Here is a 17,829-nt window from a genome sequence, read left to right as displayed (position 1 = left end):
GCAGATTATTTTGAATCTGCATCAGGAATGAGAAATCTGTTTTTTATTATCATACTTATCTTCCCTTTAGCTTTAATCGCCCAAAAAGCTCCGGTAAAAACAACACCTAAATCTCCTGTTAAACAAACTGTTAAAAAGATCGATACGGCAAAAAAAAGCAGTGTGGCTAAAGTTGTATTAGTCGATTCCACTGGTAAACAACCGTTTGCTACTGATTCTATAAAAAAAGCTGTATCCAAAAAGACAGCAAAACCAGCCGACTCATTAAAGAAGAAAAAAGCTATTAAGGGAACTATTAAACCGGCTGATTCTTTAGCAAAAAAATCAACGGTAAAACCATCAAAAGTCGATTCAATAAAAAAAGGACAGGGGAAAGAAAGCAAACAAGTAAAAGGTTGGTTTGAAATTTCAGGAGTAGATTCTACTGATATGAAAGAATCTTTGTTAAAGAAAAACGCAGAAGAATGGTTTAGCAACTGGTTTACACTTCTGAGTGATCGTTATCCAAGCTTTAAATCATCTGAGCCGGATAGTATTAATCCAACGAAGGGATATTTCAGAGGGCACGGTCGCAATCAATTTAAAGATGAATTAAGCCAAAACCGTGTAAGCCAAATCACTATGGATTATAAAACCGAGGTTAAAGTTAAAGACCGGGCTTACCAGTATCGTTTTTATGATTTCAAAATCAAATCAACTTTAAGCCAAAACGGTAAAGTAGTCAGTGAGGAAACCATAACCGACATTGATCAGGAAAAGGAAAAAGTAAAGCAAACTAAAGATGCCTTTAAAAGTTGGCGCTTAAAACGACTACAAGAAGAAATGCAATTACTGCTTGATTCATTTCAAAATATAATGATGCAAACCCCTCAACGATTAAATCCTTTGGATTGACATTCTTAGGCTGTATGTTTTTGACAAAAAAAAGCAGTCAAACCCACCTAAATTCAGCAGAAGGTTTGTATGTTTATATGTAGTAAATAACGTTTGTCAGTGATTTTTCGATTAATTGCTTACAGTTTTTCTTTTAACGGCTACAGATCTAATTATAGGCTAAAAACTTATTTGTTTTTAGTTGCGTTCTTATTACCACAGCTTGCTAATGCACAATCAAATCCCACCACCGACAGCCTAATTCAACTCCTAAACAGAACAAAATCAACTAAGGAGAAGCTCCCCATAACACTACAACTTTCTGAAGAGCTTTATAAAAGTAATTCCACTTTAGCCCTTAAGTATGCTTTTGAATCTGAGCGCCTGGCAAAGAAGCTACATTCAGATTCATTACTAAATAAGGCTTATATTAACCAGGGTACTGCTTATTTGCATTTAGGCAACCATCCAAGTGCTCTCAATCTTTTTTTTAAAGCCATTCACGGAGCTCAAAAAAATGGTGATTCTCACACTTTATTTGCAGCGTATGATAACCTCGCCATTCTCTATTATTACCAAAAGGACATGGATAATGCCCTGAAATATTTATTTGCAGCACTTGATCAATACGCCCGTAAAAAACCTATGAGCAATTTTCAAATTGAACGTAAGATTTATGTGCTTAACAACATTGGAATTGTTTATGACGAAACCAAGCAATATAAAAAATCAGCCCAATACTTTAATAAAGCGCTTGCTTTGGCCAAACAAATGAATGATCATGAAATTATTGCCAACGTTCTCACCAATCAAGCTGATTTGTACAATAACCAAGGGAAATCAGAATTAGCTCTCAAACAATATGAGGAAGCCTTGGCCATAAGGAGGAAAAACAATAACAAATGGGGCCTTAGTAAATCTTACCTAAGTATTGGCCAATTTTATTTGACCAACAAGAATTACGATAAAGCTGAATCCTACATAAAGGAAGCCATTGAACTAGGAAAGGAAGCCAAGTATTGGCAAAATGTAGATGTAGCTTCATCAAAACTCTTTAATTTATATAAACTAAAAGGTGATTATAAAAATGCATTAACTGCTCTTGAGTTAAATAAAAAGGTGAATGATACACTGTTTAACCAGGAACGAATACGTAAAATAACCCAATTGGAAATGCAGTTTGAATTTGATCGCAAACAAGCTGATTTTTTAACCAAACAAAAAGAAAGAAACATCTATTATTGGTTGGCGTCAATTGCACTTAGTCTCTCCCTGGTTATAGTAACATTGTTATTTTATTTACAGAAAAACAGAACGCGAAAATTAAGGCTTGAACAAGAAAATTTAACGCAGGAAAAATCAAAACTTGAGAAAGATGTTGAGTTAAAGGAGAAAGAGCTCGCCAACAAACTATTGCACATAACTCAAAATAAAGAATTTATTGATGATATCTCTACCAAACTTATTGGCATTAAGCAGAAAATAGAGATAGAAGCACAATCCTCGGTGCAAAAAATCATTTCTGATCTTCAAGCCAATCTTCAACCTGACTTATTGCAAGAATTCGAATTGAGATTCCACCAGGTTCATGATGAATTTTTCAATACGTTAAATAAGAAATTCCCTGATTTAACTCCAAGTGAGCGTAAACTATGTGCATTTCTAAAATTGAATATGTCCACAAAAGAGATTTCAACCATTACTCATCAAAGTACTAAGTCAATTGAAATTGCCAGAACTCGTTTACGCAAGAAATTGAATCTTACCGGCTCTGACCAAAATCTAGTAGATTTCTTAACGCAATTAGATGTGTAACAAATCTTAGACACCAGATGCTCTCTACGTAAAAAGAATGAAGATTCGTATGTTTACAGCCCCTAACCCAATATTGTGAATTTTACTATAATACTTAAAACCTTACTTTCCACAATGGAAACGAAAGGATTAAGATTCATTGCAATAGCATGTATGCTATTAATGAATTTTAATTCCTATGGGCAATCAATAAACATCGATAGTTTAAAAGCGTTATTAAATCAAACTAATGATACTGAAGAACGCTTTAAAATCACCTATCAGCTTTCAAAAGCAACTCTAAGAACCGATCCTCTCCTATCTCTAGAGTACTCAGAAGAATCCGTTCGATTAGCGACCCGTATTAAATCAGATTCCTTACTGAATAAAGCTAATCTGGGTTTGGCTACAGTCTATTTTCAATTAGAAAATTACCCACGGACTTTACAATTATGCTATAGTGTTATTCAGAACTCACAAAAAACTCCTGATGAAAGCACTCTTTTTACTGCCTACAACATTTTAGGAAATATCTATTTAATACAAGGTGATTTAAAAGTTGCCATTTTAAATTTTAATAAAGCTCTTGAATATTTAAGTCCTAAAACAGAACGATTCATTGAACGAAAAGCAGGTGTGCTAAATAACATTGGTGGCACTTATAAAGAAATGAAGGAGTATGATAAGGCAATTTTTTACCTGAAAGAAGCACTAAGACTAAGTAAGCAGATAAATGATCAGGAAAATATTGCCAATATCTTAAATAACCAGGGTCAAATCTACCAGCATCAAGGTAAAAATGAGTTAGCTCTCAATAATTTTCTTGACGCAATGGAGCTTAGAAAAAAGACCAACAATAAAATTGGTATTATTACATCTAACTTCAGGCTCGGAGTATTTTATTATGAAATAAATGATCCAAAAGCTGCTGAAAGTTATTTCAAAGAAGCCATTAGCTTGGCAAAGAACATAGGCTCAATGCAAATTGTTGGCAATGCTTCAAACTACCTTTATGAATTATATAAAGATCAAGGGAGATTTAAAGAAGCCTTTGAGGCACTTGAATCGTACAAAACTGCAACAGATAGTGTGTATAATGAAAAACGTACACGTAAAATTGCGCAACTGGAGATGCAATTTGAGTTTGATCGTAAACAAAATGAAATTCAAGCCAAGCAACGTGTAAAAGACCTTTACTACTGGCTTGGGGCAGTTACCCTTGTGCTTTCGTTTATAATTATTGCCCTTCTCTACTTTTTGCAAAGAAATAAGGCCCGCAGGTCAAAACTCGAACAAGCGCATTTAGTACTTGAGAAGAAAAGTTTAGAAAAAGATATCGAAATAAAAGATAAAGAGCTAGCTACTAACATTTTGCACTTAATGCAAAAGAATGAACTCATTGATAATATCTCTGAGAAATTACTCGAGATTAAACAAAACGTTGGCAGTGAATCTCAATTGGCAGTTCAAAGGATAGTAACGGATCTACAGTCCAATCTACAACCTGAGCTCTTACAAGAGTTTGAATATAGATTTCAGCAAGTACATGAAGAATTCTATATCAGTCTCAATGAGAAGTTCCCTAACCTTAGTCCAAGCGAACGCAGACTATGTGCTTTTTTAAAGCTAAATATGACAACTAAGGAAATATCAGCGATAACTCATCAAAGCACTAAAACAATTGAAATTGCCCGAACACGTTTGCGCAAAAAATTAAATTTAACAGGCACCGACCAAAATCTTGTTAATTTTTTAGCAAAGTTGAACTAAAAAAGATCCTTTTGAGGAAGAAGAAACCCGCAGCATCTCCAGCACTGAAAAAGTCCCATTCTTAAACTTTTTAATCACTCATGCTATGAGTTGAAGGACTTCTTTTGTGTTCCAATTAGTCATAAAGTCCATCCTGATCAATAAAAGATCCATTAATACAAAATTGACCAAACACCTAATCAACGAAAGTATACAATTCATTAAAAAACCAAGCCCAAAATCAAATAATAAACTTAAAATCAATGTGTTAAAACCACTAAAACACAAAATGTAGTAGTTTATTTAGGGTACATTATTCCCCTTGTAGTGGTTTTGTAGTGGTACTTTTTTGCCTAAAACCCATTATAAACCACGTATTTAGCTCTTCGAGATCCAATCATTTTTTTAGCTCAAAAGCTCAATTGAAATTGATTATGTATATGGAAGAAAATAGAAGGAAAGATGGTTTTGTTGGCGAAAAGCAAATCAACATACCTACAGGTGCATTAAATACTCATATAGTTAATGTTCCTTTTAAAAATGCCCTTTACATTACGCATATAGGATACTTCCCTAATGCAAATTTCCATTATCGTAAAAGGGAACAGGGTTGTGAAGACTATATTTTAATCTATTGTTTGGATGGTAGAGGTCACTATGAAACCCCTAAAGGCAGTTTTACATTAGAATACAACCAATTTATACTGTTACCTCCAGATCAATTTCATTCCTACTGGGCCGATTTAGAAAACCCTTGGACAATCTGTTGGGTACATCTAAACGGTAGTATGCTTAATGAAATGAATGGAAACTTCAAGTTGGAACAATTTGAATCTCCAACAGCTTTACCATACAACAATCAAATTTTGGAATTGTGGAATGAAATGTATTCCAGTTTATCGGAGGGGTATACCGAAGAGAACTTAGTATATGCCAACCTTTGTTTATATCGCTTCGTTTCATTTTTCTTATTCCCTAGCAGAGTATCTAAGTTGCAAGTAGAGCATAAGAGAGAGGATCAATTGGAGAAATCCATTTCATTTATGAAAGCTAATATTCATAAACGTCTTACGGTGGATGAGTTAGCTAAAGAATTCAATTACTCTCCTTCACATTATGCAACCTTGTTTAAGCAGAAAGAGGGATTGTCTCCTATAGATTACTTTATCAGGATTAAAATCAGATATGCTTGTCAATTGCTATCAAATGGTAATCTAATTGTAAAAGAGGTGGCTGAGAAGATTGGATATGACGATCCTTATTACTTTTCAAGAATCTTCAAAAAGGTAACCGGTAAATCTCCGCAGGAATACAAGATAATTAATCTAAAAAACAGTTTGGCCTTTTCAGGCAGAACTGAAGAACTAGCTACTGCAATTTAATTTAATCTTAATAATTGTTTGTGTCGTTGCGTTAGCAAAAGAAAAGGGGCGTAAGCCCCTTTATCTTTACCATCAACCATAATAATCACCACTCCTTCTATGTTGTAAAGCAAGAGATCTGGAAGTTTTTTTAATGATTACCTTTGTGATATAAATCCGAAGAGGAAGTGGGCGCTGCTGGAGAGCAACTCACCAGCAATAGGATTTATGACGGTGAATATAGCTTTGAAGCCCCACAATGACAGGGGCTTTTTTGCTGTATTCATTGTCCTAAATGGCTAAAGAAAACTCTCTTGCCCTGAATCTTCAGACACACCTGTCTTTTCAATGAACTAAAAGCCTATAAAAACATCCTTCTATTAGCAGAACCGGTAAATCGGGCTGCAATGCCGTGTTTAATTTTTTATAGATAGTGAGCTGTAGCCTTCAGATAGCAGATACAGAATGACCAGCACTGCAGGAAGCGTGTTATCAGTCTCAGATTAAAAGGATGTTTTTATATGGCGTTTTAGTTTTATTTAACCACTGCACACTCATATTCTTGTTTGTTTATTAATACATACCTGATTCTGTTGAGTAATTTCCGGGCTATTCTTACGATGGCCTTATTCGGTTCCATTCGCCGGCAATACTCATGAAAACTTTTAGTCAGTGCCGGATCCAGGCGTGCGGCTACCCATGCACTTTCAATCAGGGCGCTGCGCAGCACGCTATGCCCCCGTCGGGTGATAGTACCGGCTAGTTCTTTTTCCCCACTTGAATGCGTCGAGGGGATGAGTCCTATAAAACTGCAGAGTTGATCCGTGTTTTTAAACCGGTTAATCGTCTCCAGCTCGGTTAATAAGGTCATGGCCGTTAATAATCCGATGCCAGGGATACTTCGCAGTAAAGCGATGGCTTCCTGGTAAGTACCTGTTTTTGATAGCTCTAGTAAATGCCGGGTGAGTTGCAATACAGAGGCTCTCAAATGTTTCGCTTCTAAAATCATGGCCTGCAGGGCCGTTTTACTACTCTGCTCAGCCATAGCGATGCTTTCCAGCCAATCAACAAAAGGTTTCGACCAGTGGGACTGTTTTTTGGTGAAGGGCGCAGGTAGTTCAATGCCATGAAAGTACAGGAACGATTTTACCCGGTTTTTATACCGGGCAAGGTCCTTGGTCAGTATGGACCGGGTGCGAACTAAACAACGGTCCTCTAGGGTTTTACTGGAAGGAACATAAATCGGGATTAAGGCGCCACTTCTTAATGAGTGTGCGATTTTACGGCTATCCCTGGAATCCTCTTTTTGCACTTTTTCTTTATCGGTGGTGGGAATATCGGCAGGATTGACCACGATGGAGTGAATGCCCAGAGCCTCCAAGCGGTTATGGATCCAGTAGCCGCAGAAGCCTGCTTCGTAGGCGGAATGATAGGTGCCGCCGGGGAAATTCTGCCGGAGATACTGGTGTAATACTTCGGGTTTAGGTGGCTGCGAAAAGGTTTTATGGGTGAGCAGTTCAGTCATAACGGTAACCTGCCAGCTTTTTAAGTGCACGTCAAAACCAACATAAATGTTTTGACCGCTAAAATCTAATTGATTAACTTGTGGTTGCATAAGTTCCAGTGTTATAAAATTTTAGGGGTTCTTTCTTAAATTTACATAACTTCCTGGAACTTATTCCTTTACAAACATACGGCCTTCAGAGCTTCATGGAATATTATTTCTTATCAGTAGTTAAAGCTGGTACTTGATCATTGTACTGCTTCATTAAATCAACCAACGTGTTTTTCATCATCAATTGAACCTTTTTATAGGAAGGATCGTTATATACATTATTCATCTCACTCTTATCGTTCTTCAAATCATACAACTCCCATTCATTGTTTTCATAAAAGTAAATCAATTTAAAACGATCAGTTCGTGCCCCTATATGCTTAGCAACCTTGTGCTCTTTATTTTCATAGAAATGATAGTATAAAGCGTCGTGCAAATTTCCTTTTTGAGTTCCCTTAAGCAAAGGCACAAAGCTTTTTCCTTGCATATCTGATGGGATTGGAAGTCCCGCCATGTCTAAAATAGTTTCTGCAAAGTCAAGATTCTGCACCATGGTGTTTGTGGCCAGCTTTTTATTGGTAACACCTGGCCATTTAACTATCAGGGGCGTCCTAAAGGACTCTTCATACATAAAACGTTTGTCAAACCAACCATGCTCACCAAGGTAAAAACCTTGATCCGACGTATAAATAACAATCGTATTCTCATCTAAACCATTAGCATTCAGATAATCCATCAACCTACCTACATTGTCATCTACACTTTGCACACAACGCAAATAATCCCTCATATACCGCTGATATTTCCAAATAGCTAGTTCTTTGCCTGTAAGATTTGCTTTATTGAAAGCCTCAATTGACGGACCGTAAGCAGCTTCCCATTTTTTCTTTTCTTCGACAGTAAGCCTGTTATAAATGCCTTGCCAATTAGCACCCAAGCCCGTCTGTTTTTCTTTTGGTAAATCAAAGGCAAGCTTCAGATCGTACGCATAATGCATATCTGTTGCAATTTCCATTTCTTGCTCCCTTGCCGCCTTTGTTCGAGTTGCATAATTGTCAAAGTAATTATCAGGTATTTTGAACTGAACGCTATCAAACAAATGGTAGTACTTTTCCTCTGGCATCCAATTGCGATGAGGAGCTTTTTGCTGATAGATCAGGAAAAAAGGCTTATTCTTATCTCTCTTCTCGAGCCAGTTAATAGCTATATCTGTAGTAACATTGGTTACATAGCCCGGTATCCGCTTGTGAACACCATTTTCAATAAAGTCAGGATTATAATAATCTCCCTGGGCAGGCACGATATTCCAGTAATCAAAGCCTTGTGGATCAGAAATCAAGTGCCATTTACCAACCACTGCTGTCTGATAGCCTGCATCATGCATTAGCTTAGCAACTGTTTGCTGATTACCATCAAATGTGCTATGGTTATCCATAAATCCATTAACATGGCTATGCTTACCCGTTAACATAACCGCGCGACTTGGACCACAAATTGAGTTTGTAACATAAGCCCGGTTAAATAACATACCCTGCTCACCCAGCTTATCAATATTGGGAGTTTGATTTAAACCATGACCGTAAGCACTGATGGCTTGATATCCATGATCATCACTCATCATATAAATGATGTTAGGTCGTGAGCTTTTTTGCTTTTGTGCCATTACCGGTAATGTAATGATGACCAGTAATATCAATGATCGAAAATATTTTAAAATCATTTTAGTTTAATTGCATTTAGATATCAATATACTTTGCATTGAATTTTCTTAAGCATCTATTCTCCTGAGGATGCCTTATAAAGTCCAACTTCCGCCAATTCAAGCTGATTTTCAACTTTAGCATCAGTTATTGTTAGCCTAATTTTACTTGCAGTAACCTGAGGAAAGCGAAGCAAACGTTTATACCCTATTGTACTGAAAGAGCTGATTAATTGCCATTCCTTTCCATCCCAGTATTCAAAAAATCCAGATTTTATACTCTGTCCGTTATGAATGTTCTCCTGGAGCATAATGCGATCAAAAGTCATTTGCTTTTTCAAACTAAACTCCACAGGCACATTTTTCTTAAAAATTGCATAAGAGGTTAACTTATTGTCAGTAAGTTTCGCTGAAACAGAGCCTTTTAAGTAGTTTGCAGCAAAGGTTTCATTTAAAATCGTTCGAAAATCAGAGATAGCTTTAATATCCGACTCTTCAAATAAACCTTGGTTATTGGGTGGAATATTAAGCAACAGTAAACTATTGCGCCCTACTGATTGATAATAAAGATTCACAAGATTCTTAGCACTTCGAACTTTATCATTTTCCTTGGCATGCCAAAACCATCCCGGTCTAATGCTAACATCTGTTTCTGCAGGAATCCATTTTTTGCCATTCTCATCGCCTGTATTTAGGTATTTAGAGTCTGCTACACCAGGCATCATGCCATCAGTTGAAATAGATGACCAACATATTTCTCCGGCATTGCCTTTTTCATTACCAACCCATCTTACATCAGGCCCTGCATCGGAAAAAATAACGGCTTTAGGCTGCAGTTCTTTGACCATTTTCCAATAACCGTCAAAATCATATTGCATGTCCTTTTCGTTTTTACCCTTTGCCCCATCAAACCATACCTCGGCTATCTCCCCATAATTAGTCAATAATTCTTTAAGCTGATTTTTATAAAATTCATTGTACACAGGAGTACCATATGTCCTCTCATGTCTATCCCATGGAGAAAGGTAGAAGCCAAAATCCACCTTAAATTCCCTGCATGCATCTGTCACCTCTCTTACCACATCCCCTTGACCATTTTTCCAGGGACTATTCTTTACTGAATGTTCCGTATATTTTGAAGGCCATAAACAAAAACCATCATGGTGCTTGGCCGTTAGAATGACCATTCTAAATCCGGCATCTTTCAAAGCCTTAACCCATTGCCTTGCATCCAATTTTTCAGGATTGAAGATTTGCGGACTTTCAGAACCATTTCCCCATTCACTATCAGTAAAGGTATTTACGGTAAAATGAATAAAAGCTGTTGTTTCCCTTTTTTGCCAATTCACCTGTAAATGTGTTGGTTTGGGAATAGCTACTTGGCAATAGGCTTGGATTGTTAATACTGAAGCAACGAGTGAAATTAAAAATCTATCAAACCTCATCTGAAATAGTTATCTATTTAAATTTACTTTGGCAGCAGGTCTTACCTCTAATCCCTTCTGTTTGGTAAGATCATCCCCAATCTCTTTTCTATACTTTTCAGCAATTTCTGAAAGCTGCTTTACTATCTCCGGGTATTTTTCTTTAACATCCATAGTTTCTCCCGGATCGGTGCGTAAATCATACAATGCAAGTTTTACTGAATCAGAAGCATACTTTCCCGGCCAGCCATCATTTCCAATGGCAGTTGCTTTTTTATAGGTTTGAGACACACATGGAAAGGTCAATACCCATTGCCCCTTACGAATTCCCTTTAAACTGCAACGGTCATAGTAGTAAGCAAATTCGTCACGTGGATTTGCATTGGAAACTTGTTTAAATAAGGAAAAAACATCAACTCCGTCGATTTTTTTCCTAGGCAGAGTTGCACCACAAACACGCATCAACGTTGGTAAAATATCCATGCTAGCCGCCATATTATTACAAATGGTTCCTGAAGCAATCTGATTGGGCCAGTGGACAATAAACGGCACCCTCACTCCTCCTTCCCAGGCTGTGCCTTTTCCTTCACGAAAACCACCAGTATTACCTGCGTGGTTACCGTAAGTCAGCCAAGGACCATTATCACTGGTAAAAATTACCATTGTATTTTTGGTTAGTCCATTAGCTTCCAATGTCTTCATGATCTCCCCTACCGACCAATCAATTTCTTCCATCACATCTCCAAACAAGCCTGCATTGCTTTTTCCTTTAAATTTAACAGAAACAGCCAAGGGCACATGCGGCATTGGATGAGCCAGATAAAGAAAAAATGGATTTTTCTTATTTCGTTTTATAAAATCTACAGCCTTATTTGTGTAAAAGGTAGTCAATTCGGCAGCATCATCTAATGTTCGAATTTCCTTCACAGGATTATCACCTTCCAACAAACGAAGGACAGGCCATTTTCCCCTATCGGTTGAAGCATCTAAGGGTTTACCATCATAATTAACCGGCCAGTAATCATGCGAATACGGCAAGCCTGTAAACTCGTCAAACCCATAATGCACTGGTAGATATGGGGCCTTTTGACCTAAATGCCATTTCCCGAACATGCCGGTTTTGTAGCCCTTGTCTCTTAACAGTTTTGCAATGGTCTCCTCTTCCGGATTTAAGGCTGTTTCAGAGTTGGGGCTCAACGCTCCGCTAATACCAATGCGGTTAGGATAACAGCCGGTTAAAAAAGCAGAACGAGAGGCACTGCAAGTTGCTTGCGCTACATAAAAATTAGTAAAGCGCATTCCGCCTGCGGCCAGTTTATTTAGATTCGGAGTGTGATATGGAAAACCTCCATAACACTCCAGGTCACCATAACCTAAATCATCCATTAAAATCAGAATCACATTAGGAGTTTCTGATTTCGGCTTTCTCAGATTTGTAAAAGAAGTTAAAAATATAACCCCCAATATGGTGAACAAAGGCCCCACCCATTTAATGATCTTTTTCATGTGATTCAGTTTTGATTCTTGAGGCTATTTTATATTTTTTACAATAAAAACACAACAAAACAATCAATTCGATAAAAATAAACCAGTTTAATTTTCCTAATGATAGACAATTTCATTTAAATAATGGTTTATTCAATGAATTTAAAATCAATTTAACTCGATTGTCTAGCTACCAAAGGATTAAACAAGAAAAATGCTGCCAAATTTGACAGCTTTCTTTCTTCATGCACTAATTTGAGTGAAATACTTCTTCCACCCTATGCCATATCTGTTTGTTAGCCATAGCTTCAGGCAATGGCTGCTGACAAGGATCCGTTTCTCGCCACCAACGTTGTGTAGTGGTATCGGCTGCCATTTTCTTCATATCTGCATCAAAATCATCACCCGTATATTCAAAATAAGAGAACAGGTAATATTTGTTTTCTATTTTTTGTAGATAGATCGAATAGTTTTCAATATTGCATTCTTTAATTTTCTCAATAACCTTTGGCCATGGATGCGCGTGCAACTCTTTATACTGAGCCAACTTTTCGGGCTTAACCCCTGTTACCATCCCGTATCTGACAGTTTTAGGGATTGGCATCCATGCTGAATTAAATTTCCAGACAACGAATACCAAAACAATTGAAACAAAATAAACTAAGCGACGCATGATGAACAGCCTTATATTTTATATTTAACGAAACACCCAGTATAATACAACCATAACAGCCAAAAGCAAACACGACTGAAGTTTATAGTTTCCAATACCCTTCCAACCCATTCCTTTTAGTGGTTCCAGAGGTGATTTCCAATAAAGCTTACTGCTTTCTGCAGTATGCTGAACCGGATAAACGTAAGATAAGCCTATTTGTAAAAGGGTACAAATACAAAACAGGTAAAAGGCCATCATCATAAATGGAACCTTAGCTAATGCCGTATTAGGTTCTATTTTATTAATGAAAAACACTGCAGCTCCTATTGCAGACCCAATCCATAATGTATATTGAGCAGATTTGGCCGAAGCCTTTTTCCAAAAAACACCCAATAAGAATACGGTAGTAATTGGCGGGGCAATGTGGGCAATTACATCATTAATACCGTTAAACAAACTCTCATAGCGATTTAGCAAAGGAAGTAAGGCAAAGGAAACTAGCAATGCTATTGCAGCTGAAACCCGTCCTGTTTTCACCAATTGCTTATCGGTAGCTTCCTGCTTGAAACGCTTATACAAATCATAGCTAACTAAAGTAGCGATAGAATTAAGAGCGCCCGATATTTGGCTCATTAGTCCGGATAGCAAAGCTGCTACCAAAACACCAACTAAACCGGTAGGCACTAATTGGGTAATCATTAAGGTGTAGATCCCCTTGGAGTCAGTAACAACTTTACCAGTAGCATCAATCATTTGAACACTACTGATATTAAAAACTCCTTTTTGAGCCAATACAAAAGCCATTAATCCTGGTAAAACAAAAATAAAAACCGGAAGCACCTTTATAAATCCACAGAATAATGCACCAACTCTGGCATGATTTTCATCCTTGGCTCCTAAAACTCGCTGGACAATAGTTTGATCGGCACACCAATACCAAATACCCAAAACAGGATAACCTAAAAATATGGCATACCATGGCATACCGCTGGCATCGTCTGCAGGGCGAAGCATGGATAACTTATCGGCATTTCCTGAATGCCTTAAGGTCTCTGTTAATTCAACCCAACCACCCACTTTATTGTAGCATAAAACAGTTATAATAACAGCTCCTGCAAGCAATACAACAGTTTGAATTGATTCAGTTACCACCACTGCCCGCAAACCACCAATAATAGTGTAAACTCCGGTAAGCATAGCAATAATCATAACGCTTAGGTACATGTTTACCCCAAATAAGGTTTTAAGCACAATACCGCCCGCTAAGAAGGAAAAAGCAATATGAATGATAACGGCTGAAATAACTGACACGATAGCCAACCAGTCACGACAAGCACGGTTGTACCGTTTTTCTAAGAAATCAGGCAGGGTTGCTACGTTTGAGCGAAGGTAAAAGGGCACAAAGAACAGTGCCAGTACGATAAGCGTAAAAGCAGCCATCCATTCAAAGTTTCCATTGAGCAAGCCCGAATCAAAACCTGATTGAGCAAGACTTACCAAGTGAAGACAAGAAATATTGGTGGCAAATAAGGCCAAACCAATCATTGGCCATTTAAGTGTTTTTCCTGCAAGGAAATACTCATTGGAGGCCCCATTGGCAGACAGGTGCGGTTCTTTTTTAAATCCAGCCCACAATCCGATGGTAACAATACCAACAATGTACAATACACTTATAATAATATCGATATTTCCAATCATAACCTTATTACTATTTTAAGTCACAACTACTTCCAGGTTCTTGTGGGGTCTGATATGTACCGTTTACAATTTTTGCCGGATGAATAAAGTGTTGTTGCAAATGCGGAATATGCTCTAAAAATAAAGCTTCATGGCCCATCGCAATATGGTTGAATAATACTAAGTGCTGATGTAATTGACCCATATCGCCCACATGGGGGACAACTGGAACACCAAACTTTTTACACAAAAGGCTTACTGTAATAAACTCACTTACTCCACCTAAGCGAACTGCATCAGCCTGCATAAAACCTGAACAACCTGTTTGCAAGTAATTTTTGAATATGATACGGTTGGGCACGTGTTCACCCAAAGCCAGTTTAGTGGGAGCAATTGCATCAGCCAATGTTTTGTGAGCCAGCACATCGTCCGGATGGGTTGGTTCTTCAATCCAGTAGGGTTGCATTGACAGCAGCTCTCTGCAAATAGTCATTGCCTGCGGTAAAGTCCATTGCTGATTTGCATCCAGCATTACTTTACAATTATTACCAGCTACTTCACGCACAATATGTGCCCTTCTAATATCTCTTTGCGGATCGCTTGATCCTACTTTTAATTTCATGGCTGTAAAACCGGCAGCAATTGCTTTTTTGCAATTAGCTCTTACCTGTTCATCATCATAATTAAACCATCCCACTGATGTATCGTAACCAGGATACCCATTTTCCAATATAACAGAACGTTCCTGCTTACCAACCAAACCACCTTTCATAATTAGCAGCGCCTGTTCTCTTGTTAACACATCTTCCAGATAGGACAAATCAAGAGTATTAATAATTTGTTCAGGAGAAAGATCGATTAATAACTTCCAAAGCGGCACACCTCTTATTTTAGCCCACAAATCATAGCAGGCATTTGTGACCGATGCAAGAGCCAAATGCACAATTCCCTTATGCGGACCCAACCACCTGAACTGCTGCTCATTTGAAAACTGATTAAATACCTGACCGAAGGTAGCCATTAGCTCTTCAATATCTTTACCTTTTAACTGTTCGGCATAAAAAGCTGCTGCTTTACATACTAAATCATTTCCTTCTCCTAGCGTAAATGCAAACCCAGTACCTGTAATACCTGTATGATCCGCCAGTTCAGTTACCGCATAGGAATAAACAGGATCCCGATGAATAGCATCGCTACCGGCTCCCCCATTCAATTGAAATCTTTTATCTTTTATAGTAAAGGCTTGTATCATTAGTTATTTGGTGAATTATTAACAACAGGAATGTTCTCTACATTTTGATTCATCTCTAATACAATCACTGAACAATTGTTATCAGGCATTTGTCCAACCCAAGTCACAATAATTTTTTCATCATCTTGTTGAAAATTAACAGAATGACCATTCAAGAAAGATGCACTTTTAATTTTGTAGCCAGGTAGATTTTTAAACTGCAATTGCTGTTTATTTTCAAACAAATGCACATATATTTTATTGCCTTTGCGTGTAAACGCTTTAACACTATCAGTAACAAAAGGACCTCCTTTTGTACCATATATTGCTTCTCCATTTTTATGCAACCAGGCACCGATTTCTTGCAAGCGTTTAATCTGCCTTTCCTCTATTCTCCCATCAGGCATTGGACCAACATTAAACAGTAAATTCCCATTTCCCCCAGAAGTGCTGGCAAGTGTTTGCAGGCATTGTTTCAAAGATTTCATTTCATCATTAGGTTTCCATGCCCACTGTTTACAAATAGTAATACACGATTCCCAAGGATCTTGCATATTCATTTCACCTATTTGCTGCTCAGGAGTAGCATAATCACCAACTGTTGAAGAACTAAGCACTTTATGATCACCTTTCCCTAATCTGTTGTTTACAATTACCAAGGGATCCTGCTGTTTTATGAAAGCATACACATCCTCCCCCATTTCCTGTGTCCATGGAGCTTCCCAGTTACCATCAAACCAAAGCATATATGGGTGATAGTTGGTTATTAATTCTTTCAACTGGTTTTTCATGTACTGGGTAAAGCGTTGCATATTGGCATTGGTATCCGGCTGCTTAGCTCCATCATTATGTAATGGATAATCTTTAGAGTACCAATCCAATACGGTATAATAAATACATAATTTTACATCGTATTTTTTGCAGGCTTTTGCCAAAAGCCCTACAATATCTTTTTTGTAAGGTGTATTGGTGATGTTATAGTCGGTAAATGCCGTAGGCCATAAACAAAATCCATCATGATGCTTGGCGGTGATGGTAAGGTATTTCATTCCGGCGGATTTAGCTGTTTTCACCCAGCTTTCGGCATCAAACAAAACGGGGTTAAATTCCTTATACAAGCTATCATAGTCATTTTGCTTTACCTGATGATTTCTTGACCAGCCAATTTCAGTACCACGCAAGGTAACAGGACCCCAGTGTATAAACAGCCCAAAACGCAAGTCCATGAACCCATCAAGGACCTCTTTACTAGTTTTGGCTACACTCTTAGGCTGAGCATGTATAACAACAAACGAAAAACAAAAGAAGGTTGAAAGTAGAAGTATTTTCTTAAGCATAAACGTCAATTTTATTTGATAACTGTATTGGATTCCGAAACAGAAAGAATGCTTCTGTATCCCAATTCGGCACCTCCGCTAACAGGCATTATACAACCGGTAATAAAACGGGCTTTATCTGAAAGCAGAAACACACAAGCATCAGCTATTACGTCTCCACTCGGGCAATATCCCAAAGGATGGATGGCATTCAGATACCTGACTATATTGGCGCTGTCGGGTTGTTCTTCTTTCCATTGGTGCAGCATAGGCGTCCAAACACCAGCCGGACTTACAGCATTTACCCTGATATTATATTTTGCATAGTCAAGTGCCAGAGATTTAGTTAATGCATTAACACCTCCCTTGGTTGCCGTATAGGCAGCGTGTAATTCCTGCCCTATTTCACCAACCATACTGCTGGTGTTAAGAATGCAACCTTCAGACTCTTTCAATGCCTCAAAACCATATTTTACTGTATGAAAAATACTTTTCAGATTTACATTCATAAGGAGATTCCATTCCTCATCTGTGGTCTGCTCAAGCGTTTTAGATGGATGGGCAATTCCGGCATTGTTATGAATAGCATCAATCCGACCGTACTTCTCTAATCCTTTATTGATAGCATTCTCTACATCATTAGCATTGCTAACATCACAATAAACTCCAAGCTGATCAGAACCAAGTTGATCAATAGCTCTATTTAGTTTGGCTTCATTGTTCGCGGCAATTATTACTTTGGCGCCTTCCTTAACGTAGGCTTTAGCACATTCATAACCTATACCTTCTGAACCACCGGTTAAAAAAATAACCTTATTGCATAATTGTTTCATTCTACCTGTGTTTAGCTTTACTTCGTTGTAAAAGTATTCTTGAAGCATTAACCCTTCAATAGACTATTTTATATTTTTAATAGATTTTACAATTACATGTTGAGTTTGCACGCTTTTGAGCTCTCTTCTTTTGACAAATAAAAATGTGTAACTATAAATCAACTCATTTAAGCAAAC

The 17,829-nt window shown here is 37.6% G+C and carries 13 protein-coding genes; 4 read left to right on the top strand and 9 right to left on the bottom strand.

Features of this window, described 5'->3' with window-relative positions; genetic code table 11:
- Positions 1-27: 27 nt before the first annotated feature.
- The 4 genes from L2B55_RS09220 to L2B55_RS09205 all read left to right on the top strand — a co-directional run bounded on the left by L2B55_RS09220 (position 28) and on the right by L2B55_RS09205 (position 5,798).
- The gene (locus L2B55_RS09220) at positions 28-894 is read left to right on the top strand and encodes a hypothetical protein (protein ID WP_237850246.1); all 867 of its coding nucleotides are present in this window, start codon (positions 28-30) and stop codon (positions 892-894) included.
- Positions 895-1,065: 171 nt separating this feature from the next.
- The gene (locus tag L2B55_RS09215) at positions 1,066-2,688 is read left to right on the top strand and encodes a tetratricopeptide repeat protein (protein ID WP_237850245.1); all 1,623 of its coding nucleotides are present in this window, start codon (positions 1,066-1,068) and stop codon (positions 2,686-2,688) included.
- Positions 2,689-2,802: 114 nt separating this feature from the next.
- On the top strand, positions 2,803-4,437 hold the full coding sequence (locus L2B55_RS09210) for a tetratricopeptide repeat protein (RefSeq protein WP_237850244.1): 1,635 nt from the start codon (positions 2,803-2,805) through the stop codon (positions 4,435-4,437).
- A gap of 413 nt (positions 4,438-4,850) precedes the next feature.
- On the top strand, positions 4,851-5,798 hold the full coding sequence (locus tag L2B55_RS09205; protein WP_237850243.1) for an AraC family transcriptional regulator: 948 nt from the start codon (positions 4,851-4,853) through the stop codon (positions 5,796-5,798).
- A gap of 514 nt (positions 5,799-6,312) precedes the next feature.
- On the opposite strand, the gene L2B55_RS09200 is transcribed toward L2B55_RS09205, so the two are convergent.
- The 9 genes from L2B55_RS09200 to L2B55_RS09160 all read right to left on the bottom strand — a co-directional run bounded on the left by L2B55_RS09200 (position 6,313) and on the right by L2B55_RS09160 (position 17,700).
- Complete coding sequence (locus L2B55_RS09200) at positions 6,313-7,392, bottom strand: IS110 family RNA-guided transposase (RefSeq protein WP_237845150.1); 1,080 nt, start codon at positions 7,390-7,392, stop codon at positions 6,313-6,315.
- Positions 7,393-7,495: 103 nt separating this feature from the next.
- On the bottom strand, positions 7,496-9,052 hold the full coding sequence (locus tag L2B55_RS09195) for a sulfatase family protein (protein ID WP_237850242.1): 1,557 nt from the start codon (positions 9,050-9,052) through the stop codon (positions 7,496-7,498).
- 56 nt (positions 9,053-9,108) lie between these two features.
- A complete protein-coding gene (locus tag L2B55_RS09190) occupies positions 9,109-10,476 on the bottom strand; it encodes an alpha-L-fucosidase (RefSeq protein WP_237850241.1) in 1,368 nt (455 codons plus the stop codon).
- 9 nt (positions 10,477-10,485) lie between these two features.
- The gene (locus L2B55_RS09185) at positions 10,486-11,961 is read right to left on the bottom strand and encodes a sulfatase-like hydrolase/transferase (protein WP_237850240.1); all 1,476 of its coding nucleotides are present in this window, start codon (positions 11,959-11,961) and stop codon (positions 10,486-10,488) included.
- 229 nt (positions 11,962-12,190) lie between these two features.
- Entirely contained in the window at positions 12,191-12,613 is a 423-nt protein-coding gene (locus L2B55_RS09180; RefSeq protein WP_237850239.1) for an L-rhamnose mutarotase, read from the bottom strand.
- 24 nt (positions 12,614-12,637) lie between these two features.
- The gene (locus tag L2B55_RS09175; protein ID WP_237850238.1) at positions 12,638-14,293 is read right to left on the bottom strand and encodes a sodium:solute symporter; all 1,656 of its coding nucleotides are present in this window, start codon (positions 14,291-14,293) and stop codon (positions 12,638-12,640) included.
- A gap of 10 nt (positions 14,294-14,303) precedes the next feature.
- Positions 14,304-15,524, bottom strand: a complete 1,221-nt coding sequence (locus L2B55_RS09170) for an enolase C-terminal domain-like protein (protein ID WP_237850237.1) — start codon at positions 15,522-15,524, stop codon at positions 14,304-14,306.
- On the bottom strand, positions 15,524-16,840 hold the full coding sequence (locus tag L2B55_RS09165; RefSeq protein ID WP_237850236.1) for an alpha-L-fucosidase: 1,317 nt from the start codon (positions 16,838-16,840) through the stop codon (positions 15,524-15,526). The genes L2B55_RS09170 and L2B55_RS09165 overlap by 1 nt, the downstream gene beginning before the upstream one ends.
- A gap of 11 nt (positions 16,841-16,851) precedes the next feature.
- Positions 16,852-17,700, bottom strand: a complete 849-nt coding sequence (locus L2B55_RS09160; RefSeq protein ID WP_237850235.1) for an SDR family NAD(P)-dependent oxidoreductase — start codon at positions 17,698-17,700, stop codon at positions 16,852-16,854.
- Positions 17,701-17,829: the final 129 nt, after the last annotated feature.

The organism is Solitalea lacus (genome assembly GCF_022014595.1).
Taxonomy (GTDB): Bacteria; Bacteroidota; Bacteroidia; order Sphingobacteriales; family Sphingobacteriaceae; genus Solitalea; species Solitalea lacus.
Note: the sequence above shows the minus strand (reverse complement) of the source record. Positions and strands in the feature narration are given on the sequence as shown.

What these genes read in the sequence shown, in the direction of transcription:
- L2B55_RS09190 (WP_237850241.1), bottom strand. Translation starts at nt 10,476, where the DNA reads ATGAGGTTTGATAGATTTTTAATTTCACTCGTTGCTTCAGTATTAACA.
- L2B55_RS09180 (WP_237850239.1), bottom strand. Translation starts at nt 12,613, where the DNA reads ATGCGTCGCTTAGTTTATTTTGTTTCAATTGTTTTGGTATTCGTTGTC.
- L2B55_RS09170 (WP_237850237.1), bottom strand. Translation starts at nt 15,524, where the DNA reads ATGATACAAGCCTTTACTATAAAAGATAAAAGATTTCAATTGAATGGG.
- L2B55_RS09200 (WP_237845150.1), bottom strand. Translation starts at nt 7,392, where the DNA reads ATGCAACCACAAGTTAATCAATTAGATTTTAGCGGTCAAAACATTTAT.
- L2B55_RS09160 (WP_237850235.1), bottom strand. Translation starts at nt 17,700, where the DNA reads ATGCTTCAAGAATACTTTTACAACGAAGTAAAGCTAAACACAGGTAGA.
- L2B55_RS09165 (WP_237850236.1), bottom strand. Translation starts at nt 16,840, where the DNA reads ATGCTTAAGAAAATACTTCTACTTTCAACCTTCTTTTGTTTTTCGTTT.
- L2B55_RS09195 (WP_237850242.1), bottom strand. Translation starts at nt 9,052, where the DNA reads ATGATTTTAAAATATTTTCGATCATTGATATTACTGGTCATCATTACA.
- L2B55_RS09185 (WP_237850240.1), bottom strand. Translation starts at nt 11,961, where the DNA reads ATGAAAAAGATCATTAAATGGGTGGGGCCTTTGTTCACCATATTGGGG.
- L2B55_RS09175 (WP_237850238.1), bottom strand. Translation starts at nt 14,293, where the DNA reads ATGATTGGAAATATCGATATTATTATAAGTGTATTGTACATTGTTGGT.
- L2B55_RS09205 (WP_237850243.1), top strand. Translation starts at nt 4,851, where the DNA reads ATGTATATGGAAGAAAATAGAAGGAAAGATGGTTTTGTTGGCGAAAAG.
- L2B55_RS09210 (WP_237850244.1), top strand. Translation starts at nt 2,803, where the DNA reads ATGGAAACGAAAGGATTAAGATTCATTGCAATAGCATGTATGCTATTA.
- L2B55_RS09220 (WP_237850246.1), top strand. Translation starts at nt 28, where the DNA reads ATGAGAAATCTGTTTTTTATTATCATACTTATCTTCCCTTTAGCTTTA.